The following is a 24,037-nucleotide window of genomic DNA, read 5'->3' on the forward strand; positions in this document are numbered from 1 at the left end:
GGGCTTCAATTTCATGAAGCCCTTTCTAAGGATTTTATCCTTTATATATTATTTTGATTTTTTCACTCGAACTGCATTTAGTCCTTTCAGACCTTCTTCAAGCTCAAAAGTAACGAGATCTCTTTCTCTTACATCATCAATCAAACCTTTTACGTGTACAAAGTATTTCTCTTGTGTACCGATTTCTTTGATGAAACCAAAGCCTTTCTGATCGTTGAAGAATTCAACACGTCCTTTTTTCACTGGATCTTCTTCAATTTCTTCGGCTTTTGGAATACTGATGGCAATATCCTCTACGTTTATTTCTTCTCTTTCAGATGGTTCTGGTGGAGTGTCAACAATGTTTCCAAATTCATCCACATAAGCCATCATGCTGTCTAGGTCACTACCGCCGCTATTCGCTTGGCGTTCCTCTTTTCTTTTGAGTTTCTCTTGTTTTTTCTTTTGACGCTTTTTCTCTTTTTCCATTTTGCTAAACGTAGCCTGTGATTTCGCCATTCAGTTTTTTTTTTATTTTGTAAAATACAACACTACTCACTTGAGTAGTTGCAAAGCTCAAATACATTGAATAAACTGACGATCACTGAAAACACCTAAGCCTCTAACCATCAAAATCTTACAACATATTCGAAATAACCTTTTAACAAAGGTACGATATTAATTCGGACTTTTTTCCTAATAAGCTAATTTACAGCAAATTTAGACGTTAATTATCCAAAAGGAATTTGCTTAGTCCGCTATATATCAACATGTTTTGACTCATTTTAGTTACTTCCAATCTCTAAATAAGTCTAAAACCTTAAAGCTCATACATTTTATTTATTACTAGGAAATCAGTTCAAAGTACACATACGAGCTAACCAATACCTACTCCTTAAAACCTAAAACGTACCCCTCCTTGATAACTCCACCACTGACCAAATCTGCTGGTTTCATGTGAAAACTTATAAGGTAAAGCTACTTCTGTAGGCAAATAGTTATCACCTTTGAAATGAGTATTAAAACTTCCTCCAAAATAGATTTCAAAGTGATCTGTAAGCTTCATATACAAATCTGCTTCTAATGCGGCTGTCCATCCAGTATAAGGAAGAATATCTGTATCTATTTGATCATAAAAAGCATTTGCATCAAAGTTAATCCCCATCCAAGAAGCTAAATCCCATGCGGTACCTAAACCATAACCATATCGAATTCCTTCATCAATCATTCCGACGGATAAAATACTATAAAGCTGATTTGTACCTCCTTTATACTTTAGATTCACAATCGCATCACTACTTATCCCTGCCTCAAGAGCCGTATATCCATTTCTGATGAAGTTAACTACTCCTAGTGAAAATCCACTTTCTACAGTATCTGCAACATTGACAAGTCCTAATTGTACACCTCTGAGTGTCGTCGTACGGTTCAGACCTCCTACTTGAAAACCTTTTGATGTATTTCCGACAATATTGAAAGGTGCTACTTGAACTCCTTTGAGTGTATCACTTACTGAGTTGATCAATAAATTGGTTTGAAGCCCGTATAAATTTCCTTCTATTTCATTATGAAATGCAGAGGTTTGGATTCCGTAGAAATCTTTCTTTGCTTTATTTGAAATAGTAGTGAACTGCCAACCTATAAAATCATCTTTGGTTTTATTCCAAAGTCCTGCTAGCTGCACTCCTTTCCCACCTCTTGAGCCATTATTAATCCCAGCCAACTGTACACCTCGGATTTCTCCCTTAATATTATTACTAAAACCAGCAATCTGCATTCCTTCGACCTGCATTCGGTTAAAGTTCATCATAAAAGAAAACTGAAGCCCCTGTGTGTACAGTTTACTATAGTTCATTAGTGTTGCAAACTGAACACCACTCGTGCTACCTCCTACCACGTTCATCAGTCCAGAAACTTGTACACCATTCATCCCGAAACGGTTGATATTTAAGACTGTTCCTAGCTCAAAACCATCGGTAGCAGCACTATACCCCGAGACTAAGTTCAATGAAAACTTATTAATTGATCTGTGTCCATTCAAGAAATTTGACCCTAACACAGGCATCACACTCACTTGTGCGCCACGCTCTTGAAGTTGGTATTTTTTATCAATTTCTTCTTTTGCATTTGAAGGCAAGAACAGCTTCACCATTGTTCTATCACTGACATTGGAGAAATCAAATGCGTTGACAGGATCTACTATTGGAGATATTTCTCCAACAGCACTGGTATCGTTTGTCCATGCCAAAGCTTGTTCCAATGAATCCAAAAACTGTTGTTCTTCTTGGAGGGCTTGCAGACTATCAAGCAAGGCTTTTTCTTTCTCTAGTGCCACTTGATCAACTTCCATACGAACCTGCAACTCGCGATCCCCCCTAAGTTTCACTTTCAGCCTTTTGTTTTGGTATTTAGGATGACTAAAACTCAGATTGAGATTGAAATTGGGCGTGGGTAATTCTATACTAAATCCTCCATTATCTTTTGTAGTACCAATAAGTCCCAATCGTTGATCTTGAATAGCAACTCCCGAAATTGCTTGTTGCGAAGAAGCATCCCAAACTTGTCCGTAAAGCTTACTGACAGTTACTATTTTCTTTTCTTTTTTCTTCTGATAAATAACCAACTGAGAGCCTAACCAACGATATTGTAAATCATACTTGGTCAGTAATTCATCAAGTACAGCCTCAACTTCTTCATTTTTTGCTGAGATACTGATGTTATATATCCCTGCAAGAAGCTTGGCATTGAAAGCATAGTCAAAATTGGCTTGTTCTGCCAAAGCATCTAAAGCTTCTTTCAAACTTGCATCTTCCAACTCTACACTCACCTTTCGTTTGAGCGGCGAACCCGATCCTATTATTTCTGAAGAAAGACACAAAAGTGATAAAAAAATAAAGCTCCAAAGCCCTAAGTGTCTTTTATGAATCTTGAATTTAAAATTCATTATTCGTTGTCTGTCAGTTTTACTTCTACTTTATTACCTTTTCTTTCTGCACTAATATTGTCAAAAGAAAGCTCAATTGTCTCCAAAATAACCCCTAGAGGTTGCTCCTTAAATCTACCTGAGAGCTTACGGTCTTCAATAGACTGAAGATCATACTCAAACTCAACCCCGTAATTTTTCTCCAAAGTCTCGAAAACTTCAGTTAAAGGTGTTTCTTCAAAGAATAAGCTTTTGGTCTTCCAAGCTATCGCATTTTGTGCATCTTCTCTTGCCTCAACCTTCTTCAGACTCAAATCGCCCTTACCCAAAATACCTTTCTGATTTCTAGTCAAGGTTAAGAATGATTTCTTGGTATTTGCTTCTTTCGGCATTAAGGCAACTTTACCAGTAGCTACAACAACCTCAATAGCTTCTTCATTTTTTGTATTAACATTAAATGAGGTTCCTAAAACTTCTACCTGTGCTTTTCCTGCATCGATAATAAAAGGTCTAGCAGGATCTCTGTTTACATCAAAAAAGGCTTCTCCTTCAAGTGTCAGAGCTCTTTTTTCATCGGAAAACTTCTCAGGATACTCAATAGAAGAATAAGTATTCAGATTCACTTTTGTACCATCGGGAAGTTCTACTTCTTGGATGACATCTGTGGTTGCTACACGAATCATTTCCATTTCAGCATCAAATTGCTGAAGTCCGAAAATATACAAACTCGCAATCACAACAGCCGCAGCGGCAGCCCACCATGCCCCTAGATATTTCTTAGGTTTTGTTTCTAGTTTTACTTCTTTGGCTTGGGGCTTTAAAGCTCTTTTTCTCACTTTATCCCAAGCAGCATCTACATTTACTTTTTGCTGAACAGGAGGAGGTGTTGCCTTCTCCCATACAAAAAGAAATTCATCAAAATACTTCTGATGTGATGCGTCAGCCAAAAGCCACTCCTCCACAATGCGACGTTCTTCTGCACTCGCATTGCCAGATAAGTACTTGCTGATATATATATCTTTAACTTCGTCTTTCATAATTAGATCTGTCTCCGCTTATAGGTATGTAGCTCGAACATTAAAAAACCCTTACTACTTTTTGAAAAAATATAGGATCAAAAGAAGAATTGGTAAGGCTCCTGCCAGTTCTGTACGTAATGTCTTCAATGCTTTTCCCATTTGAGCCTCTACAGTTTTAACAGAAAGCCCTAAACTTTCTGCTATTTCCTTGTATTTCAAGCCTTCAAATTTACTCATTTTAAAAATTCGTTGGCGTTGTTCGGGTAAACCGTTAATACAATTATGAATGCGTTGCTCCATTTCAAAAGCACTCATATCCTCTTCATCTGAATAAGCTTCTGAGCTTGTATTCAAGACTTCTTGACGGTGATTTTCTCTTACTTTTTGATGTTTGAAATAACTCAGACAGTTATTTCGAATAGCACCAAACAAGTAGGATTTTAATGAAGAATGTACTTGTAGCCCATCTCTTTTTTCCCAAAGCTGAACAAAATAATCTTGTACAATTTCCTCTGCTTGTTCCATCTCACCAATATACTTACAGGCATATAAACAAAGCTGTTCATAGTAATCTCTGAACAGTTGTTCATAGGCGACTTCATCTCCTTCCCGTATTTTATCTATGATAGATGCTTGCATCCTTGATTAATTTCCTTATCTAAAAATTTGATACAAAGTTACACTGATCGTAGAATGTTTACAATTAATGAATTCATTCTATGCTACTTACTGCTTTTATTCATCCTAATATTTATAAATAATTGAGTTGAAAAAAGAGTGCTAATTTCACAACGCATTACTCATCTTTAAATTAGGATTGAATTCAATAAAGCTCTCTAACTCTAAAGTGCAGATAAACAATTAAATAACAAACCACTCACCAAAACATGAATATATGTTCTTCTAATAGAATACTAAAAATATAGGACTAAGCTAAAAGCTTACAAGCTTTAGTTTTGATGGAAGGGTTCAAATTTTTTCTTACTAGTCATGACTACTTTGCATCAAGATTATTCAACCTATTTACTAACTATTCATGATTAGACCTTTACTCCTACTAACCTTAACCCTATTTTACAGTCCTTTTTTATTTGCTCAACACACCTCTGTTGATTTAAATAGTTTAGGTGGATCTCGATCTCCATATGATTGGGCTAACAGCTCCTCGTGGGATGCTGGAGGTAGTCCTGGAGCCTCTACAGATAAAACCGTAACACTCCCCGACTCCGACAACTCTGGAGGATTGAGTACTTCACAAATTGAAAGTAAGTTGACCAATGGTTATCATATCGAATCATCAACAAATTTGGAGATGACATTTGGTGGTGTATTAAATATCTACGGAGTTCTTGTAATTGAAGGAGACCTTACTCTCACAAATGCTACAATCAATATTGAAGGAGGAGCTTTAATTGTAACAGGAAACTTTACACAGGAATCTACATTAGGTAATAGTGCTACTATAAACCTAAAAAATAGTGCAAAAATAATTGTAGATGGGAACTATTCTGTTACATCTGATGGGTCTGGTTCTACCTCAGAAGTAAGTACTGATGGTACACAAACGGATATAACTGTTGGAGGAGATTTAAGCGTGAATCAAAGTAACAGTGGTACAAGCTCTATATCTACAGGTACAGGTAGCTTGTATGTAAATGGAAATACTTCTGGAAATGGTACAGTTAATGGCTCAAGTCCTTCTGTAGGAATTAAGGGAGATACATCTGAAGCAGACCTAAACTTACAAAGCTTCTTAAATACAATTGAAAATGAAACATCCGCAAACTCCGTTTTACCAGTTGATATTATTTCATTTACAGCAATTCAACGTCATCATTCGATATTACTAGAGTGGTTAACTGCCTACGAATTGGATAATGATTATTATGAAATACAATCTTCTATTGATGGTATCAACTTCGAAATTCTAGGAAGAGTTTACGGAAGCTCGGATAGTGATCAATTGATAAAGTATTCTTATGAAGATCAACGCAGATCATTAAAACCTAGATATTACCGTCTTAAGCAAGTCGATACGAATGGAAACTTCAGTTATCTGAAGACAATTTATCACACTCCTACAATTGATAACATTGAAGAAAAGATTGTAGCCTTTCCAAACCCTACTTATGGAAAACTACAAATAGACATGGAACGTAGCGATATCGAGGATATTTATGTGATTGACGCTAATGGCAATAGAGAAAAAATGGACTTTCAAATGAGTCTTTGGGGAGAAATCAACATCGATTTATCAGAGAAGAAAAAAGGCCTTTACTTTATAGAAGTAATGACACTTTCCAAACGCCACCATCTTAAAATTATCCTTAAATAACTTTACTATAAAACTGATAAGCACCTAATAAATCATACGTTATTGATCTATTAGGTGCTATTAAAAGTATTGCGACCTTATTCTTTTTCCTTAAAGTACTTCACAACAGTTTCCGCTTTTTTATTTCCTATCACAGCGGCTATATCTGTTTGCGAAGCTTTCTTGACATTGGCTGCCGATTTAAACTCTGTGAGTAGCTTTTTAATTGTCGCAGGACCAACACCTTCAATATTTTCTAACTCGGAATGAATACTATTCGCTGATCTTCTATTTCGGTGAAAAGTAATACCAAATCTGTGAGCTTCATCTCGGAGTCTTTGAATAAGCGCCAAAGATCTTGACTTTTTATGAATGTGAAGCGGTAAAGAATCTCCTGGGAAATAAATTTCTTCCAATCGTTTTGCAATCCCGATTACAGGAATTGTTCCATAGATTTCTAGATCACGCAAGGCTTTAACCGCCATACCGAGTTGCCCTTTTCCTCCATCAATAATTATCAATTGTGGAAGCGGCTCACTTTCTGCTAAAAGTCTTTTGTAACGACGAGTAACTACTTCATACATAGAAGCAAAGTCATCTGGTCCTACAACCGTTTTGATATGGAAATGTCTGTAGTCTTTTTTTGAAGGTTTCCCATCTTTGAAAACTACACAGGCGGCTACAGGGTTTGTCCCTTGAAAATTGGAGTTATCAAAACACTCAATATGCACAGGAAGCTCTTTCAAGTTCAAGTCTGCTTTTAGCTGAAGGAGCGTTTGGAAATGGGCTTTTTTATCTTCTTTTTCCTGCTTCAAGACCTCTTTTTCCTTCATGAAATGGAAGACATTTTTCATAGAAAGCTCAATCAACCTTCTCATATCTCCAATTTTTGGAACGTGAGCCTCAAATGGTAATTCTTCCACCTCTTCCAATTCGATATTGGTCAATACTTTTCGAGAAGCTGTATTGTATTTCTTTCTGAAATCGAAAATGGCATAAAGCAAGACTTGTTCATCACTTTCATCCATAGACTTTTTCACTTGTACCGTTTCTGTATGATGAAGTACACCATCTGTGATTTTCATAAAATTCACATAAGACATACTTTCAGAAGACTTAATCGAGTAAGCTTCTACTTCTTCAATATTCGGATTGGTGACAAGCGACTTGGCTTGGAAATTCTGTAAGTGATCTAATTTATCTTTGTACTGCGCTGCTTTCTCAAATTCCATTTCAGCAGCTGCAGTATTCATTTTATCTTTCAGATATCCTTTTGCTAATCCGATTTTCCCTTTCAGAATACTTCTGATTTGTTTGATATCTTCTTCATATTCTTCCTCTGTCTGTTTTCCTTCACACGGACCTAAGCAGTTATGAATATGATATTCCAAACAGATTTTGAATTTCCCTTCATCTACATTTTTGCGAGAAAGATTATACGTACAGCTACGGATTTTATACAATCGCTTGAAAAGATCAAGCAAAGTATTCATTGTTCTGAGCGAGGCATAAGGACCATAATATTCGTGCTTTCCTGCCTCAATATTTCTTGTTGAGAAAACTCTTGGAAATCGTTCTTTTGTAATACAGATATAAGGGTATGTCTTATCGTCTTTCAGAAGAATATTATATTTGGGCTGAAATTCCTTGATCAGGTTATTCTCAAGCAAAAGCGCGTCTAGTTCAGAATCTACAACTACAGTTTCAATATCTCTGATTTCTGAAACTAGCTTACGAGTTTTTCGAGAAGCATCGTGCTGTTTTACAAAATAACTACTGACACGATTCTTTAACTTCTTTGCTTTTCCAACATAGATAATTACACCTTCCTCATTGAGATATTTGTATACTCCTGGTTCTTGAGGTAAGTTTTTAATTTTACTTTGTAATTTTTCAGCAATTTCCCCTTTCATAGCCGTATTCCTTTTCTGTATTCTGATAACAAACTTAAGCAAAAAAATAAAGCGATAGATCAGCTTCGACCAAGATTGAAAATCTATGATCAAATTTGCTGATCTATCGCTTCAGGATATTTGGTATCTTTTTTATTACAATGAGAAAGGCACAAACTCGCTTACATCTTGCTGATATTGATATAAATCTCTAATAATCGTTGAACTGATGTAGGCATATTCTGGAGAAGTATAAATAAATACGGTCTCCAATCCGTCATAAACGTGTTTGTTTGCCTGTGCTATACTATTTTCATATTCAAAATCAGTCGTATTTCTCAAGCCTCTCAACAAGAAATTAGCCCCGATATCACGAGCAACATGAGCTGTTAAGCCCTCATACATCATTGCTTTTACATTCGGATAATCCTTGAAGTGATCATTGATCTTATCCAACATCAAATCAGCCTCAAAAAAACGCTTTTTCTTGGTATTGTGCCCAAGTCCGATGATGAGTTCATCAAAGATTTTACTTCCTCTGATGGCTATATCTTCGTGTCCTCTTGTGAAAGGATCGAAAGTACCCGGAAATAGTGCTATTTTTTTCATTTGAATTGAAAAGTAGTGTTTAGTGTTGATCTAGTTCTTTTCCGAAAATGGATGCCTAGCTCTGTTTTATTGCGCTATCGATGTATTCATAAATGTTGAAAACATATCAAACTCTGCTGTCAATGGAAAATCTCCAAAGTCATAAGAAAGTTTGATATCTTTTGGTCTAGGACCTCTTTTCACATCTGCAATAAACTTGTCTAAGGTTTCGTATTGCTCTTCTGTGTACTCACCCCATACAATGATTTTAGCTCTGTTGGAAGTTATTCCCAATTCATCCATCACAAATAAAAGGAAATAGATGAGATCATTGGTATTTTCAATATGAAAAGCATTGGCAAATACCAATTCTCCTGCTTTTACCTTTGTCACCATCAGATAGCCCTCAGTAAGATATATTGCCAAATCATGAGGTACGTGTTTTTTCTGCCAGTTCAGAACTGAGTTACAAAACACAGGTGCTAAATGAGAGATTTTAAGATTTCCTTTCGGGTAGATGTGTTTTAACCACTTTGATAACTGCTTATTGAAAGCAAAAATACATTTGGCTTCTGTACCATGAATATGTTTGCGTTCCATCACAGTTTCTGAAAGGTCAATACCTGCATTCATACGCAAAAGGATTTGCTCCTCTTGTGTTGTCATTACGTATGACTCTGGAACAAATGCAAAGTGGAAATCGGCTTGGATGAAATAAACTTTCTTCCAGAAGGCTGCATTCAAAAAAGGATGAGCTTCCCAAAACTGTTTGAGTGTATCAAGAGATAAACCTTGATTTTCAGAAGCTTCATTAGCAAAAAAATATTTCTCGATCGTGACACAACGTTGTTGTTCAGGATCGAATACCCCTAATACAAGAGAGCTTTGATGCGCCCTCACGTATAACTCATAACGAGTAACGTGAAACACATCAAAGCTTTCTTCATCAACAATTTTGTATTGTAAGGTATCTAATAATAAATCTTTCAAGATTATTCCCAGTTACCTGATACAGTTGCACTATTTTGTGATCCAAAACGCAAGAACTGTCTTGTTCTGTTTGGAGAATCTTCTTTTCTTGTTGGGTCAACTGGGAAAGGATCTTTCACCTCTACTACGTCTACAGTTACACCACTTACTTTGTATTTTCCAGCAGTAAGTTCAAATTGCTTCTCGCCTTTACCAGGGATGTAGCGGATAGAATCTGCTGAGAACGTTGGGAATTTTTTAACTGGGAAAAGTTTTTCTGCTACTTGGTCACGACCAATTGTATCATACTCAACTCTTACACTATCACCTTTCCACCAGTTTTTGTCACCCATTTTCTGACGTTTTGCTTTAGTGATAATGATTTCTCTTTTCTCCAAAGTGTAAATCGTATCCTCTTTTACAAAGTTTGTAAGTGTATCCCAGCTGTTACAGTACTCTCCGTAACGCTCTTGGTAAGCTACTTGAATCTCACGGATTTGTTTCAACTTACCGATAACTCTTGCTTCAGATTCTGAGATATTACGATCAAGTGTAATTTTCTCATATACACCATTGATCAACAAATAACCCAAAAAGATGTTAAGTGGCAATACGACCACTACCGTAAAAATGATAGCAAATATTTTTGACTTTGACATCGCTATATACTTTTCGTTTTTTTATTAAAATTCCCCTCTTCTTGATGAAAAGTTTTAAATTTTTCAACAAAGCGTAAAAAAAAACAAAAGTATGGAAAAATCCTACTTTTTGCCATAATTACACCATAGGATACCTAGCAAAGGTATCAACATTTCTCACAAATGTATATATCACCCATATAATTCAACCATTTTTTTTTTAAACAAAAACAAATCTGTTCAAAAAAAATCCCCTAGAAGTAGGGGAAGTGAATTTTATTTATTTAATGGTGATTTAGATAGGTCATAACCATACATCTTCATTACCTTTTTCGCCTTCATTTTCTTCACATCCATAGAGATACGTACAGGTTCTTCTGGTAATCCTTTTGAATCTACTTTAACCTCAGCAATTTCGTCTACGACATCCATACCTGAGATCACTTCACCAAAAACAGTATAATCCCCGTCTAAATGATGAGCTCCATCTTTGGCTTGAACAAAGTAAAACTGACTCGCACTCGATTTTTTTTCTGGATTGATTTGATCGCCTTGTCTTGCAGCACCAATTCTACCTCTATCATGCAGAATTCCTTCTACAATCTCAGCTTTTATATCATCACCTTCAGACCCCAAACCTACTCTGTCATCTTTTGCATCTGGCTTAGTATTCGGATCACCGCCTTGTACTACAAAATCTAATAACACTCTATGAAAGGCTGTACTATCATAAAAACCTGTTTTAGCCAAATTCAAAAAGTTTCCTTTATGGTTTGGCGTTTCATCAAATAACACCACTACGATATCTCCATATGAAGTATGAATCGTTACTATTTCATCTTTTTTCTTCTTCTTTTGCGCATAAGAATTCCCTACACTAAAGAAAAAGGCTAATAACAAGGAAAATAAAATCTGTTTTTTCATAGAATGGTCATAATTTTAAGTCTCGAAAATAAGACCTTAGTCCTAGAATTCAAATGAAAAAAATACTGGAATACCTTTTACCAATCTTGTGGATGCTATTTTCACTGTTTCTATTCTTAGCTCCACCTTCCGATTTTGACACAGGAAATTCTCTTTTTGATTTTCCACACAAAGATAAAGTGGCACATATCGTGATATTTGGTATTCTTTCATTTTTATGGATGAGAGTCTTCAATCGTACAAACCTCAAAACAGGCACAAACATTTCCATTTATGCCTTGATTGGCTTTATTGTACTGTCATGGGCTATTTCTACGGAAGTCATGCAGGCTACGCTGACTACTACAAGAAGTGGAGATATTTTAGATGTTTTTGCAGACCTGTTCGGAGGAAGTTTGGGCATTGTGGGTTATCATATTTTAAATCGAACTGCATTAAAAGTCTTTTGCTAAACAGGATATTTATTTAAATCTCCTATAATTTTACAACGGACTTTTCACAACTTTCAAATAATTAGAACAAGCATATTTCAAATACGATGATAAAAGGGGTAATTCTTGACATGGACGGTCTACTGATCGACTCAGAACCACATTGGAGAACAGCACTAGTAAATGTTTTCAGAGGCTTAGGCATCGAGATGACTCGAGATATGGCTAAACAAACGATGGGACTTCGTACCGCCGATGTTGTAGCTTATTGGTACAATATCTACAAATGGGAAGGGCCTAGTGTGGAAGAAGTCTGTGACCGTATTTTAGAAGAAGTAGATAGACTTGTATGGGCTGAAGGTAAAATAATGCCGGGTGTCAATGAGTTGGTAAAATGGGTGAAAGCTAATAACCTAAAGTTAGGATTAGCATCTTCTTCTCCAATGTCACTTATTAAGTCTTTCGTGAAAAAGATTGGCATCGAAAACGAGCTAGAGGCTCTGCGCTCTGGAAGTGAAGAAGCGTATGGCAAACCTCACCCTGTCGTTTATATAGAGACAGCAAAAGAACTAGGGCTAAAGCCAGAAGAATGTTTAGCTTTTGAAGATTCTTTCACAGGGCTTCTAGCCGCAAAAGCAGCTCGAATGAAAGCTGTAGCTGTACCGGAAGAAGCTGACCGTAAAGACCCACGTTTTTGTATTGCGGACGTTCAACTAGCTTCACTTTTAGACTTCAATGACGAGGTCTTTGAAAAAATAATTAGTTAGAATTGGAGTATTAGTTAGAATATTCAAAAGCCTATTTCGCATTTTCATGTGCTGAATAGGCTTTTTTTTAAATTCAGAAACTTAGGAATGTTCTATTCTCTATTTTACATTTTCGGAAAAAGGTATATTACCAACTAATTCATCGCTACGAACTCGCTACAATGAAAAATATCTATAAAATACTTTCTGTACTTACCTTAGGACTAACATCCGCTTTTGCCATTCGAAAAATCTCGGCGGCATCTCAAGCTGTAAGAACGAATTCGTATAAAAGTTTGGACCATATTCGAAAAGCCGCACTAGAACATTTCTCAAAAGTCCTCCAATTCGAGACTGTTTCTTATCATGAAAAGGAGAAAATAGATTTCCCTAAATTCATTGAACTCCGAAAATATTTATTCAAATCCTATCCCCTTATTGAAAGTAAGCTAGAAAAAGATGTTGTGAACGAACATAGCCTACTTTATACTTGGAAAGGAAAAAATCCGAAATTAAAACCTATACTACTCATGGCACATATGGACGTTGTGCCTGTCGATAAATCAACGTTACATCAGTGGAAACACAAGCCTTTTAGTGGAGCTTTAGCTTCTGGCTATGTTTGGGGAAGAGGAGCCTTGGATATGAAAGTTGCACTTGTATCCATCTTTGAAGCAGTTGAAGAATTGCTCCGTACAGGTTTTGAACCCGAAAGAAGTATTTTACTCGCTTTCGGACACGATGAAGAAGTTGGGGGAAAAGGAGGTGCTGAACAGATAGCAAAAGTGATTAAAGAAAAAGGTCTTGAACCCGAATTTGTATTTGACGAAGGGCTTGCTATCACTGAAAAAGTTGTTCCTAATACTCACAAACCGATCGCTATGATTGGCATTGCAGAGAAAGGTTCTGTCTATTACGAACTTTCTGTAAAAGTACAAGATGGACATTCTTCAATGCCTCCAAAACAAACCGCCATCGGAGTGCTTGCTGAAGCTATTCATAAACTACAGAAAAACCCTTTACAAGCTAGAATCACTTTTCCTGTAGAAAAATTCTTAGAGTACATTGCTCCATCAACTTCTGTACTGCCTAAGTTTTTATTTAAAAATCAGAAACTTTTCGATAAACTAATTCTGAATTCCTTCTCTAAAACAGCCTCTGGAAATGCACTTGTTCGCACAACAATGGCTCCAACCGTATTAAAATCGGGCTTTAGAGAAAATATAATGCCTTCAGAAGGTTCGGTCATTCTCAATTATCGTATGCTTCCTGGGGATGATGTAGAAAGTGTAAGAAGATACATCGAAGATGTGATTGATAATAAAAACATCAGCATACAGATTAAGGATAGTTGGAGGGATAACCCGTCTCCGATCGCAAATATCGAAAATGAAGGTTGGGATGCTATTTATGAAACAATTTCAGAACTTTTCCCTGAAGCAGTCATTGCACCATCCCTTACATTAGCAGGTACCGATTCAAGAAAATACCTTGAATTTACTTCTGACGTTTATCGCTTCCTGCCTCTCCGTATGAAACCAAAAGATTTGGATAGAGTGCACGGAATCAATGAACGAATCTCACAAGACAATTACATGGAAATGATTGTCTACTACATGACACTCGTTCATAAAATGTGTGGAAAAAAAGGACAAAATAAATTCTTAGATATTGAAAAAGTAACAAATACAGAAAGAGCAATGACTCAAGATGTATAGTCATTGCTCTTTCATATTTTGATCTAAAATATCTTAGCTTAAACGCTAACTGCCGCCTTAATATGCGGATGAGGATCATAGCCTTCTAGGCTAAAATCTTCATATTTGAAATCAAAAATATCTTTCACATCTGGATTCATTTTCATTGTAGGTAAAGCTCTACAATCTCTTGTAAGTTGTAATCTTGCTTGATCCAGATGATTTGAATATAAGTGTGCGTCACCTAGTGTGTGAACAAAATCTCCAGCTTCCAAACCACAAACTTGTGCCATCATCATGGTCAAGAGTGCATAAGAGGCTATATTGAAAGGAACTCCCAAAAACACATCAGCAGAACGCTGATACAATTGACATGAAAGTTTACCCTCAGCTACATAAAACTGGAATAAAGAATGACAAGGAGGCAAGGCCATCTCTTCTACATCAGAAGGATTGTAAGCCACAACCATCATTCTTCGGCTATTCGGATTATTCTTCAGCTGATCGATCACATTGGCTATTTGGTCAACAGTCTCTCCGTTTGGTTTTTCCCAAGCACGCCACTGTTTACCATAAACAGGACCTAACTCGCCATTTTCATCAGCCCACTCATTCCAAATACGAACACCATTTTCTTGTAGATATCGAACATTCGTGTCTCCTTTCAAAAACCATAAAAGCTCATGAATGATCGATTTAGTGTGTAATTTCTTAGTAGTTAGCAATGGAAAACCTTCTGAAAGATCAAAACGCATTTGATGCCCGAACACACTCAAAGTACCTGTTCCGGTTCGGTCCCCCTTTTTGACTCCTTCAGTCAAAATCTTATTCAATAATTCATGATATTGAACCATATTTATTCGTTTTTGAAATTAGTCAAGAAATAATTGGGGCAAAATTAAGGATTCGAAAGTGATCTCCCAATTAACTAAACCAAATACCCTGATCTAAAGGCTAAAACCTACTCTACTTTGAAATATTTAGACAGACGTTACCTTCTACTACTTACAATTACTCTGGTAACCATTTTCCCTCAACTTTCTTTCGCTCAAGAATTCTCCATATCGGGTCGAGTAACCGATACCGAGACTGGGGAAGGTATTCCCTTTGCCAACGTCTACCTAAAAGGTATTGAGAAAGGTGCGGTTACTGATTTTGAAGGTTTTTACAAATTCAAAACAAAAATAACTGCCGATACCATTGTAGCGACTTATGTAGGTTATCAAGCTCAAGCAAAGAAGTTTAATCGCTTGCAAAAAGTTCAAAACATAGACTTTTTCCTTACTCCAGTTGTACAACAACTAGATGAAGTCACTGTAAGACCCGGCGATTATGAAAACCCAGCTTGGGAAATTTTGAGAGCAGTTATCAAGAATAAAAAGCGGAACAACAAGAATGGCTTGGACGCTTTTGAGTATGAAAGCTACGTCCGAAATGAAATAGATGTCGATAATATCACGGAGAAATTCCGCAAGCGAAAGATTGTCGGAAAGATGGTAGAGGTTGTAGAAAAGTCGAAGAATCTTGTTGGTGAAGATGGACAGCCTATCGTACCTATGTTTGTTTCTGAAACTATCTCAGATGTTTATCAGACCTATAATCCAGAAAGAAGAAAAGAAGTAATTCAGAAGACTAGAATAAAAGGACTAGGCATTGAAGATGGCTCAATCGTATCTCAAATGACAGGTTCTGCTTTCCAAGAATTTAATTTCTATGACAACTGGATTCGGATGCTGTCAAAAGAGTTTGTCTCTCCGATTGCTGATGGCTGGAAAACTTTTTATGACTATACCCTCATTCAAAAGATGTTTGTAATCGATGGGATTAGTTGTTACCGAATAGATTTTAAACCTAGGCAAGAAGGTGACTTGGCATTTCAAGGAAGTATGTGGATTGCTGACGAAGACAATTATTATGCTTTAAAGCAAATCGATGTCACTCTCAATCAAAGCGCCAACCTCAATTTTATTGAAAAAATTAAGATTCAGCAGACACTAACTCCTATAAAAGAAGGTTCTGCTTGGGTTCCTCAAAAAACACGTATTATTCTAGATATTGGGCAAATTAATGATCGTTGGGCAGGACTTCTCGCAAAGAGCTATGTTTCAAATAAGGATCATAGGATTACGGAAGCCAAGTCTTCTAGTTTTTACGCAGAAGAAGTAGAAGTAAACATCAATGACTTTAAGGAAACATCTGAAGAGGCATGGAAGGAATTAAGACATGACTCGCTTTCTGTTGCTGAAATTGAGATGTTAGACATGATTGATACCATCCAGAATATTCCAATTGTAAAAACCTACATAGATATTGCTGAGACTGTAGTCAATGGCTACTTCAATCTTGGGAAAGTAGAAATTGGTACTTATGCACAACTTTATGCCAACAACAATATTGAAGGACATCGTTTTCAAATTGGGATGACTTCTAACGTCGATCTGAGTAGGAAATTTAAGGTAAAAGCTCAAATAGCTTACGGTACAAAGGATGAACAATTCAAATACTTCTTTGAAAATAAATGGTTTTTGAGCAGACCTAAATGGATGATTTTAGGTTTCGAATCTGAATATGATGTAGAACGTGTCGGGGTTTTTAACGATGACCTTTCAAACACAAACCTCTTTGACGCCTCTACCAAGTGGGGAGATTTCAGAAGACCTTTTAAAAATTTCTTCAATAAAGTCTACTTCCAATCTGATGTGTGGCATAGCTTCACTGTAAAAGCCACGATCCGTAACCAAGACTTTGATCCATTATTTAATTTTCAATATGAAATTCCTCAAAGTGATGGAGAAAGCCTGACTGGTAGTGCTTATAAAGCTTCTGAGCTAGTAGGAGAAGTTAGGTATGCTCCAGGTTATAAATTTATACAAACCCAATACAATACACGCGTTGTCGTTGCTAGCGATCAGCGACCTGTTTTACTTTTCCGTTATATTTATGGTGTTCCCAAACTCTTTGGTGGAGATTTCGAATATCATAAATTTCAAGCAGGAATAGATCAGTGGTTCAGAGTAGGCGGTTGGGGTAGATTTGAGTACAATTTAAGAGGAGGTTACATTCCTTCTACACTCCCTTATCCTCTATTGGAAAACCACTTGGGTAACCAAAGTGACCTTTTCTATAACAGCAACTCCTTTAACCTCATGAATTTCTTTGAATTTACGAGTGACAGGTATGTATCATTACGAATGATACATCGTTTTGAAGGCGTTATTCTCAATAGAATCCCTCTACTCAAAAAGTTAAAATGGCGTCTTTTCGTGACTGGAAATCTATTGTATGGTGATTTGAGTGACAAAAATTTAGCCGTTACGCAACCTACAGATTCACTTGGAAATCAGTATGAAACCGTGAATCCTCTTGGTGACACTCCATATGCTGAAGTTAGTTACGGCGTTGAGAATATTTTTAGGTTTATTCGAGTAGACTTTATTCATCGTCTGACTTATTTAGACAACCCAGATGTGAATAATTTTGGAATTAAGATTTCTGCTTGGTTCCGATTATAAATAAGAACTAAAAAGACATAAAAAAAGGACTGCCACTACTGGTAGTCCTTTTTCTATATAAAATTGACAATTAAGCCTCTTTTTTCTTACGACGTGTAGTACGTTTCTTAGGTTTTTCTTCAACAACCTCAACTTCTACACCTGCAAGTACACGACCACAGTGCTCACACACGATGATCTTCTTACGCTCCTTGATATCAGCTTGACGTTGTGGAGGTACAACATTGAAACATCCACCACAAGCAGATTTCTTAACTGAAACTACCGCAAGACCATTCACAGCGTTAGAACGGATACGGTCGTATGCAGTGATAAGACGCTCGTCTTGTACATTCTTAAGCGCTTTATCTCTCTGCTTCATCAGTTTCTCTTCTTCAATTTCAGTTTCACTGATGATTTCATCCAACTCAACTTTCTTTGAAGAAAGGTCTTTCTTTCTTTCTTCTAAAGTAGTTTTAGTATCGATGATTTGCTCTTTCTTCGCAGAGATTGCAGCTTGATCTTGTTTGATTTTCTTATTAGAAACTTGCTCATCAAGATCTAACATTTCAAGCTCTTTATTGATCGCATCATACTCACGATTGTTACGAACATTCATTTGCTGATCTTGCAAATGAGCTACACGATCTTTATAAGACTTGATATTCGCCTTATGCTGATCAATTGAAGCTTCTAAATCTGAAAGTTCACTTTTGAATTTATCAACACGTGTTTCGTAACCCGCAATTTCGTCCTCTAGATCCTGAACTTCTTCAGGTAAGTCACCACGGATTTTTTTTATTTCATCTAATTTGGAGTCTATACTCTGTAGCTTAACCATAGCGTCAAGCTTCTGAGAAACGGTATTTTCCATATAATCCGATAAAGTTTATTATTTCTAAGAGCGTTCCCGATCCTGAATTATTATAGCCCGTAAATTTAGGTAAAAAGGATTTAAAAAGTTTGTTTTTGTGCAGGAATTTATTCAATAATTCTATATTCTCACTGCTTCTACTAAAAATACAACTAAAAATCTGCATGAGTTTCTCTTTTTAGCCATATCTGAAGATCTTTTCTTGACTTTTTACAATTCAAATTTAGCTATACGCTTTTATTTACAAAAAAAATAGACAGTCTTTACTCTTGGATATCAAAAAGTTGCAAAAACAGCACTACTTCACATTGCTATTTTTTACGATCTATATTTGGAAAAGTAAATTCAGCCGTGCATCTTTGCATCGCTTTTCTGAGAAAGGCGACCGAAATAAGGAGCGGTAGTTCAGCTGGTTAGAATACCTGCCTGTCACGCAGGGGGTCGCGGGTTCGAATCCCGTCCGTTCCGCAAATCTCTTTTATAAAAGAGTAAATATATATTTCCCACGGAGCGGTAGTTCAGCTGGTTAGAATACCTGCCTGTCACGCAGGGGGTCGCGGGTTCGAATCCCGTCCGTTCCGCAAATCTCTTTTATAAAAGAGTAAATATATATTTCCCACGGAGCGGTAGTTCAGCTGGTTAGAATACCTGCCTGTCACGCAGGGGGTCGCGGGTTCGAATCCCGTCCGTTCCGCAAAATCTCTTTTATACAAAGAGTAAATATATATTTCCCATGGAGCGGTAGTTCAGCTGGTTAGAATACCTGCCTGTCACGCAGGGGGTCGCGGGTTCGAATCCCGTCCGTTCCGCTGATTTTTAAGCCTTACATTTCTGATGAAGTGTAAGGCTTTTTTTGTATGTATCTCTTTTTCTGTAAAAAGCGATTCTGAAATTTCCTTGAATTCAGTGATTAATCAATAAGCTCTATTTCTAATTTTAGTTGCTCCAAAACTAACATAGAAGATAGAGCGAATGGAAAAAGAACAACACATTGCAATAGTGGGCGCAGGAGTCATAGGACTTTCCACAGCATTACTTTTAGTTGAAAAAGGATATCAAGTTACAATTCACACAAAAGAGCTTCCTTTTACAACAACCTCTGCCATTGCTGCTGCTGTTTGGTTTCCTTATCAAGCTCAACCTTATATACTAGTAAATAAATGGAGTAAGTTTACTTACTACAAACTCAAAGAACTCTCCTTAGAACCAAAAACTGGTGTTCATTTTTCAAAATTCACGATTATTGATCAGAAAAAAAGTGGTCTTCCATGGCTTGATGCTTTCCCGAAAGATCAACATAATAGTGCAAAACAGTTTGATATAAATAATATCCCGTCATTGTCTTATGAGAGAGATGTTCCAGTTATGGAATCGCCAATTTACCTCAATTACCTTTATGAAAAGTTTTTAGCACTTGGAGGTCAAATGGTCTTAGAAGAGGTTCAAGACCTTAAAGAACTTTCATTTAAGTATGACTGGATAGTCAATTGTAGTGGTTTAGGTGCGCTTAGATTAGCCGAGGACGCTAAAGTATTCCCGATACAAGGACAAATTGTGAAGATGAAGCCAAACTCTACTATAAATGGAGTCTTGTGCGAATTTCCAATTGACGAATTTAAAGATGAAACAACCTATATCATTCCTCGTGAAGACTGTATTGTACTTGGAGGAACTGTTCGAAAAGATCAATTTGATTTAACCCCAGATACAAGTACAACTCAAAGGATACTACAACGCTCTGCTTCATTCAACTCAAAAATTAAAACTGAGGATATAATAGATGTGGTCGTTGGATTAAGACCAGGAAGAGACTCCATCAGAGTAGAAAAAGAAGATGGTACTTCAATAATACACAACTATGGGCACGGAGGCTCTGGTTTTACAGTATCTTGGGGTTGTGCTGCCCATGTTGCAGATCTCATTTCTTATTGGTCGGAACACTCAGATCAAAAACTAGTACAAAGGAAAACTTTAGACATCTAAAAAATTCAATCTATAAGTAAACCTAGTTATTGTTCACCATAATCTTGATAGATGGTCTTTTTCCCGTTTTTCTTATACTTATACCAAATGCCTATTGGTTTATCGGCATAATAACTGCCCTCAAACTCTTGAATTCCTTTCTCTGAGTATGTTTTCCATTCCCCATGCCTTAAACCTTCTTTAAACTCACCTTTAGACTGAAGCTGACTATTCTCATAATAGAATTGCCAAATACCATTCGGTTCTCCAAGACGATAACTTCCAAGTCTTTCAATAGAGCCATTCTCAAAATAGAAAACCCATTCTCCTTCGTATAAACCGTTTGAGAAATCCCCCTTTTTACGAATTGTACCATTAGGATGGTAAGAGATACTTACACCCTCCTCTACTCCATTTTTCCAATTTTCTTCCGAGATCTTATTCCCCTCAAAGTCAAAAAAGACACATAAGCCATGAAATTCTCCTTCTTTATAATGTAGTATAGCATTCGTTCCTCCAGAAGGATAATATAGTTTCCACGCACCGACTCGTTGTCCATTTTCCAAAGCCCCTTCTGCTTTTAATGTAGAATCACCGTAATACTCCTTAGTTACTTGCCCAAAAGAAAGTAAAGGCATAAATAAAAGTAGGCTACAAATAATCCCTCTCATGGTCATTTTCTAGATTCTGGTTTAGATTGTCAGATCAAAATAAAAGCATCTCTATTCAATTGACTACTTTTATTCTCATAAAATACTTTTAGAGTTTTCTAAAAAGTAGAAATCTAGGAACAAGTAAGACCAATATTTTTCGTTAAAACTATACTTAAGCTAGAAATTTTGGTAATTTCAAATGTTAGTTTCAACTAAAAACGGCTTTGTATGACATCGAGTACAGGGAAGGATCCTTTGAATCAAGCGCAGAAGAATAGTTTAAATACTTTTACAGAGACCATAGTGAAGATGCTTGAAGCATACTTCAAACTCTTCAAATTGGAAGCTAAAGCTTCTTTGACAAACATTTTTTCGATCGTAATCATCTGCTCAGTAGCTTTAATTCTTTTAAGCCTACTGCTCTTGTTTGCAAGTATCGGAACAGCGCATCTCATTTCCTATTCGTTGGGATGGCCTGAATTTGCGGGTTTCTTTCTCATTTCTCTATTCTATCTGCTGATTATCCTTCTGATCTATTGGAAACGAAGATGGATATGGACTCAACTGTATGTCTTCTTAGACAAGTTTGATTCTGAGTTATAAGGCTCAGTATTTAATAAGTTTAAACAAATACGAATATGGAAAACACTAAGAAAGACGGGGTCGTTAGGATCAAAAATGATATAGAGTTACAAAGACAAGCACTGAAAACCGAGGCAAACGAACTTCGTGAATCTATTCAGTCTCAGTTTAATGATGCTTATGTAGAGGTTGAAAAAAAAGGTAAACGTTACTTTTTTATAGGCTCTGCATTTTTTGGTGCTTATTTACTCGTAAAATGGCTTCTAGATGGCAGAAAACAACAGCCAGAACTCACTGAAAATGTTGTCAGCAAAGCAGTAGAAACCAATACAGGAGAAGAATTACTCGTTTCTGAGGTAAAACAAAATCAAGGCTCTAAATGGTACAGAATGGTCATGGATCGTATTGCACTTTTCATCCTTGAGCTTGCTAAACAGCAGTTAGCCAGATTCTTAGCCGATATGGGTAAACAAGTCTCTTTAGGAATAGAAAAAAAGTTAAATAAATCAGAATAAGTGCATTTAAGCTTTTGTGTATCAAATTTCTAATATTAATTTTGATATTAAGAATGTAAATGTATTTATTTGCAAGTCGATCATCAAAACTAAACTTGTTGAAAAAATGTCTGAAATCGCAGAAAAAGTACAAAAGATAGTAGTAGAGAAATTAGGAGTTGAAGAATCAGAAGTAACTCCTGAGGCTAGTTTCACTAACGACCTTGGTGCAGATTCTCTTGACACTGTAGAATTGATCATGGAATTCGAAAAAGAATTCAACGTATCTATTCCAGACGATCAAGCTGAGTCTATCGCGACTGTAGGTCAAGCGATATCTTACTTGGAAGAGAACGTAGCTTAATCATTAGGCCTTATAGCTTAGTGAATATACACACTCCCAGGGAGGATAACCTGAAAAAAGACCTGACCGTGTTGTTTTCTTAAACAAGAACTGTCAGGTCTGTTTTTTAGCTACAGTGTAAACGATTTTTATCTCTAACCAACCCACTTCTGTTATGAAGTTAAGAAGAGTTGTAGTAACAGGCCTTGGTGCTGTTACACCTATCGGGAATACCGTGGAAGAATATTGGGATTCTTTAGAGAAAGGTGTAAGTGGAGCCCAGCCTATCACAAAATTTGATGCTTCAAAATTCAAAACTCAATTTGCTTGTGAAGTTAAAGGCTTCAATGTAAATGAGTATCTTGACCGTAAAGAAGCTCGTAAAATGGACTTGTTCTGCCAATATGCTATGGCTGTTGGTGATCAAGCAATTAAAGATTCTAAACTAGACCTTGACGCTATCGATAAAAGTAGAGTTGGGGTAATTTGGGGCGCTGGTATCGGTGGATTAACGAGTTTGCAAAAAGAAGTGATCGATTTCGCCAATGGCGATGGAACACCTCGTTTCAACCCGTTCTTTATCCCTAAGATGCTAGTTGACCTTGCTCCCGGACACCTTGCTATTAAGTACGGTTTCAGTGGACCAAACTTCTCAACTGTTTCTGCTTGTGCATCCGCGACCAATGCATTTGTAGACGCATTCAACTACATCCGTTTGGGTAAAGCAGATATGTTCTTGGCTGGTGGTACTGAAGCTTGTGTAAACGAGTCTGGTATCGGAGGTTTCAATGCATTGAAAGCATTGTCTACTCGTAACGACAGCCCTGAATCAGCTTCTCGTCCATTCGATCAAAACCGTGATGGTTTTGTATTGGGTGAAGGAGGAGGTGCTCTAATCCTAGAAGAACTCGATCACGCTCTGGCAAGAGGTGCAAAAATATACGCCGAAGTAATGGGTGGCGGTATGTCTTGCGATGCTCACCACATGACTGCTCCTCATCCTGAAGGAGAAGGTGTCGTGAAAGTAATGCAAGAAGCCCTAAAAGATGCAAATATGTCTCCTGATGAGATTGACTATATCAACGTTCATGGTACGTCAACTCCTCTTGGTGATGTGGCAGAATTGAAAGGTATTCAGAAAGTATTTGGAGATCACGCATACGAGATGAATATTTCTTCAACGAAATCAATGACTGGTCACCTTCTTGGTGCTGCTGGTGCAATTGAAGCCCTTGCATCTATCTTCGCTTTGGAGAGACAAACTGTTCCTCCTACAATCAACAATGAAACTCGTGACGAAAACATCGACCCGAGATTCAAATTGACATTGAACAAAGCGGAAAAGAGAGAAGTAAACGCTGTATTGAGCAACACGTTCGGTTTCGGTGGACACAATTTCTCAATCATCTTGAAAAAATTTGCTGAATAGTCATTATTCAGTTTAAAATATTAAAGGTCAACTCAGCAATGGGTTGACCTTATTTTTTTTATCTTATCATTACATTCCACTAGAATTCT

General features: G+C 36.7%; 22 protein-coding genes and 4 tRNA genes. 14 read left to right on the forward strand and 12 right to left on the reverse strand.

Going from position 1 to position 24,037, the window contains the following annotated elements; genetic code table 11:
* Positions 1–48: 48 nt before the first annotated feature.
* The 4 genes from BC781_RS06450 to BC781_RS06465 form a co-directional block, all read right to left on the reverse strand.
* Positions 49–498: a cold-shock protein gene (locus BC781_RS06450; protein WP_109616386.1), complete on the reverse strand. Its 450-nt coding sequence runs from the start codon at positions 496–498 to the stop codon at positions 49–51.
* Between the two features lie 376 nt (positions 499–874).
* On the reverse strand, positions 875–2,923 hold the full coding sequence (locus BC781_RS06455; protein WP_109616387.1) for an STN and carboxypeptidase regulatory-like domain-containing protein: 2,049 nt from the start codon (positions 2,921–2,923) through the stop codon (positions 875–877).
* A complete protein-coding gene (locus BC781_RS06460; RefSeq protein ID WP_109616388.1) occupies positions 2,923–3,939 on the reverse strand; it encodes a FecR domain-containing protein in 1,017 nt (338 codons plus the stop codon). Before BC781_RS06460 ends, BC781_RS06455 begins: the two co-directional genes overlap by 1 nt.
* Positions 3,940–3,993: 54 nt before the next feature.
* The gene (locus tag BC781_RS06465; protein ID WP_109616389.1) at positions 3,994–4,560 is read right to left on the reverse strand and encodes an RNA polymerase sigma-70 factor; all 567 of its coding nucleotides are present in this window, start codon (positions 4,558–4,560) and stop codon (positions 3,994–3,996) included.
* 397 nt (positions 4,561–4,957) lie between these two features.
* Here BC781_RS06465 and BC781_RS06470 point away from each other — a divergent pair, with 397 nt between their 5' ends.
* Complete coding sequence (locus BC781_RS06470; protein WP_109616390.1) at positions 4,958–6,256, forward strand: T9SS type A sorting domain-containing protein; 1,299 nt, start codon at positions 4,958–4,960, stop codon at positions 6,254–6,256.
* Between the two features lie 77 nt (positions 6,257–6,333).
* Here the strand turns inward: BC781_RS06470 and uvrC are convergent, their stop codons facing one another.
* The 5 genes from uvrC to BC781_RS06495 form a co-directional block, all read right to left on the reverse strand.
* The gene (uvrC, locus tag BC781_RS06475) at positions 6,334–8,148 is read right to left on the reverse strand and encodes an excinuclease ABC subunit UvrC (protein ID WP_109616391.1); all 1,815 of its coding nucleotides are present in this window, start codon (positions 8,146–8,148) and stop codon (positions 6,334–6,336) included.
* Between the two features lie 135 nt (positions 8,149–8,283).
* Positions 8,284–8,736, reverse strand: a complete 453-nt coding sequence (gene coaD, locus BC781_RS06480; RefSeq protein WP_109616392.1) for a pantetheine-phosphate adenylyltransferase — start codon at positions 8,734–8,736, stop codon at positions 8,284–8,286.
* A 66-nt stretch (positions 8,737–8,802) separates the two neighbouring features.
* Complete coding sequence (locus BC781_RS06485) at positions 8,803–9,705, reverse strand: DUF3822 family protein (RefSeq protein ID WP_158281413.1); 903 nt, start codon at positions 9,703–9,705, stop codon at positions 8,803–8,805.
* Between the two features lie 2 nt (positions 9,706–9,707).
* Positions 9,708–10,343, reverse strand: coding sequence for a hypothetical protein (locus BC781_RS06490; RefSeq protein ID WP_109616394.1), 636 nt, complete (start codon positions 10,341–10,343; stop codon positions 9,708–9,710).
* Positions 10,344–10,598: 255 nt separating this feature from the next.
* Positions 10,599–11,246 (reverse strand): peptidylprolyl isomerase, encoded by a 648-nt coding sequence (locus tag BC781_RS06495; RefSeq protein ID WP_109616395.1) that lies wholly within the window; start codon positions 11,244–11,246, stop codon positions 10,599–10,601.
* Positions 11,247–11,299: 53 nt separating this feature from the next.
* On the opposite strand from BC781_RS06495, the gene BC781_RS06500 reads away from it, so the two are divergent.
* The 3 genes from BC781_RS06500 to BC781_RS06510 all read left to right on the forward strand — a co-directional run bounded on the left by BC781_RS06500 (position 11,300) and on the right by BC781_RS06510 (position 14,141).
* Positions 11,300–11,698 carry a VanZ family protein gene (locus tag BC781_RS06500; RefSeq protein WP_109616396.1) on the forward strand — a complete coding sequence of 133 codons (399 nt, stop codon included), beginning with the start codon at positions 11,300–11,302 and terminating at the stop codon, positions 11,696–11,698.
* An 86-nt stretch (positions 11,699–11,784) separates the two neighbouring features.
* Positions 11,785–12,444, forward strand: coding sequence for a hexitol phosphatase HxpB (gene hxpB / locus BC781_RS06505; RefSeq protein ID WP_109616397.1), 660 nt, complete (start codon positions 11,785–11,787; stop codon positions 12,442–12,444).
* A gap of 161 nt (positions 12,445–12,605) precedes the next feature.
* Entirely contained in the window at positions 12,606–14,141 is a 1,536-nt protein-coding gene (locus BC781_RS06510) for a M20/M25/M40 family metallo-hydrolase (RefSeq protein WP_109616398.1), read from the forward strand.
* 38 nt (positions 14,142–14,179) lie between these two features.
* On the opposite strand, the gene BC781_RS06515 is transcribed toward BC781_RS06510, so the two are convergent.
* A complete protein-coding gene (locus tag BC781_RS06515; protein WP_109616399.1) occupies positions 14,180–14,974 on the reverse strand; it encodes a thymidylate synthase in 795 nt (264 codons plus the stop codon).
* A 117-nt stretch (positions 14,975–15,091) separates the two neighbouring features.
* On the opposite strand from BC781_RS06515, the gene BC781_RS06520 reads away from it, so the two are divergent.
* A complete protein-coding gene (locus tag BC781_RS06520; RefSeq protein WP_109616400.1) occupies positions 15,092–17,632 on the forward strand; it encodes a DUF5686 and carboxypeptidase-like regulatory domain-containing protein in 2,541 nt (846 codons plus the stop codon).
* A gap of 70 nt (positions 17,633–17,702) precedes the next feature.
* On the opposite strand, the gene BC781_RS06525 is transcribed toward BC781_RS06520, so the two are convergent.
* Positions 17,703–18,485: a zinc ribbon domain-containing protein gene (locus BC781_RS06525; RefSeq protein ID WP_109616401.1), complete on the reverse strand. Its 783-nt coding sequence runs from the start codon at positions 18,483–18,485 to the stop codon at positions 17,703–17,705.
* A 394-nt stretch (positions 18,486–18,879) separates the two neighbouring features.
* Between BC781_RS06525 and BC781_RS06530 the strand changes: the two genes are divergently transcribed.
* From BC781_RS06530 to BC781_RS06550, 5 genes are all read left to right on the forward strand, one after another.
* Positions 18,880–18,953, forward strand: a tRNA-Asp gene (locus BC781_RS06530).
* Between the two features lie 39 nt (positions 18,954–18,992).
* Positions 18,993–19,066 (forward strand) — tRNA-Asp (locus BC781_RS06535).
* Between the two features lie 39 nt (positions 19,067–19,105).
* Positions 19,106–19,179: transfer RNA gene (locus BC781_RS06540), tRNA-Asp, on the forward strand.
* 41 nt (positions 19,180–19,220) lie between these two features.
* Positions 19,221–19,294, forward strand: a tRNA-Asp gene (locus BC781_RS06545).
* A gap of 163 nt (positions 19,295–19,457) precedes the next feature.
* The gene (locus BC781_RS06550; RefSeq protein WP_109616402.1) at positions 19,458–20,468 is read left to right on the forward strand and encodes an FAD-dependent oxidoreductase; all 1,011 of its coding nucleotides are present in this window, start codon (positions 19,458–19,460) and stop codon (positions 20,466–20,468) included.
* 26 nt (positions 20,469–20,494) lie between these two features.
* Here the strand turns inward: BC781_RS06550 and BC781_RS06555 are convergent, their stop codons facing one another.
* Complete coding sequence (locus BC781_RS06555) at positions 20,495–21,118, reverse strand: toxin-antitoxin system YwqK family antitoxin (protein WP_158281414.1); 624 nt, start codon at positions 21,116–21,118, stop codon at positions 20,495–20,497.
* A gap of 210 nt (positions 21,119–21,328) precedes the next feature.
* Here BC781_RS06555 and BC781_RS06560 point away from each other — a divergent pair, with 210 nt between their 5' ends.
* The 4 genes from BC781_RS06560 to fabF all read left to right on the forward strand — a co-directional run bounded on the left by BC781_RS06560 (position 21,329) and on the right by fabF (position 23,948).
* Positions 21,329–21,703, forward strand: coding sequence for a phage holin family protein (locus BC781_RS06560; RefSeq protein ID WP_109616404.1), 375 nt, complete (start codon positions 21,329–21,331; stop codon positions 21,701–21,703).
* A 35-nt stretch (positions 21,704–21,738) separates the two neighbouring features.
* Positions 21,739–22,197, forward strand: coding sequence for a hypothetical protein (locus tag BC781_RS06565; protein ID WP_109616405.1), 459 nt, complete (start codon positions 21,739–21,741; stop codon positions 22,195–22,197).
* Between the two features lie 106 nt (positions 22,198–22,303).
* Complete coding sequence (locus BC781_RS06570) at positions 22,304–22,540, forward strand: acyl carrier protein (protein WP_109616601.1); 237 nt, start codon at positions 22,304–22,306, stop codon at positions 22,538–22,540.
* 154 nt (positions 22,541–22,694) lie between these two features.
* Positions 22,695–23,948, forward strand: coding sequence for a beta-ketoacyl-ACP synthase II (fabF, locus tag BC781_RS06575; RefSeq protein WP_109616406.1), 1,254 nt, complete (start codon positions 22,695–22,697; stop codon positions 23,946–23,948).
* The last annotated feature ends 89 nt before the right edge of the window (positions 23,949–24,037 follow it).

The organism is Sediminitomix flava (assembly GCF_003149185.1).
Classification (GTDB): Bacteria; Bacteroidota; Bacteroidia; order Cytophagales; family Flammeovirgaceae; genus Sediminitomix; species Sediminitomix flava.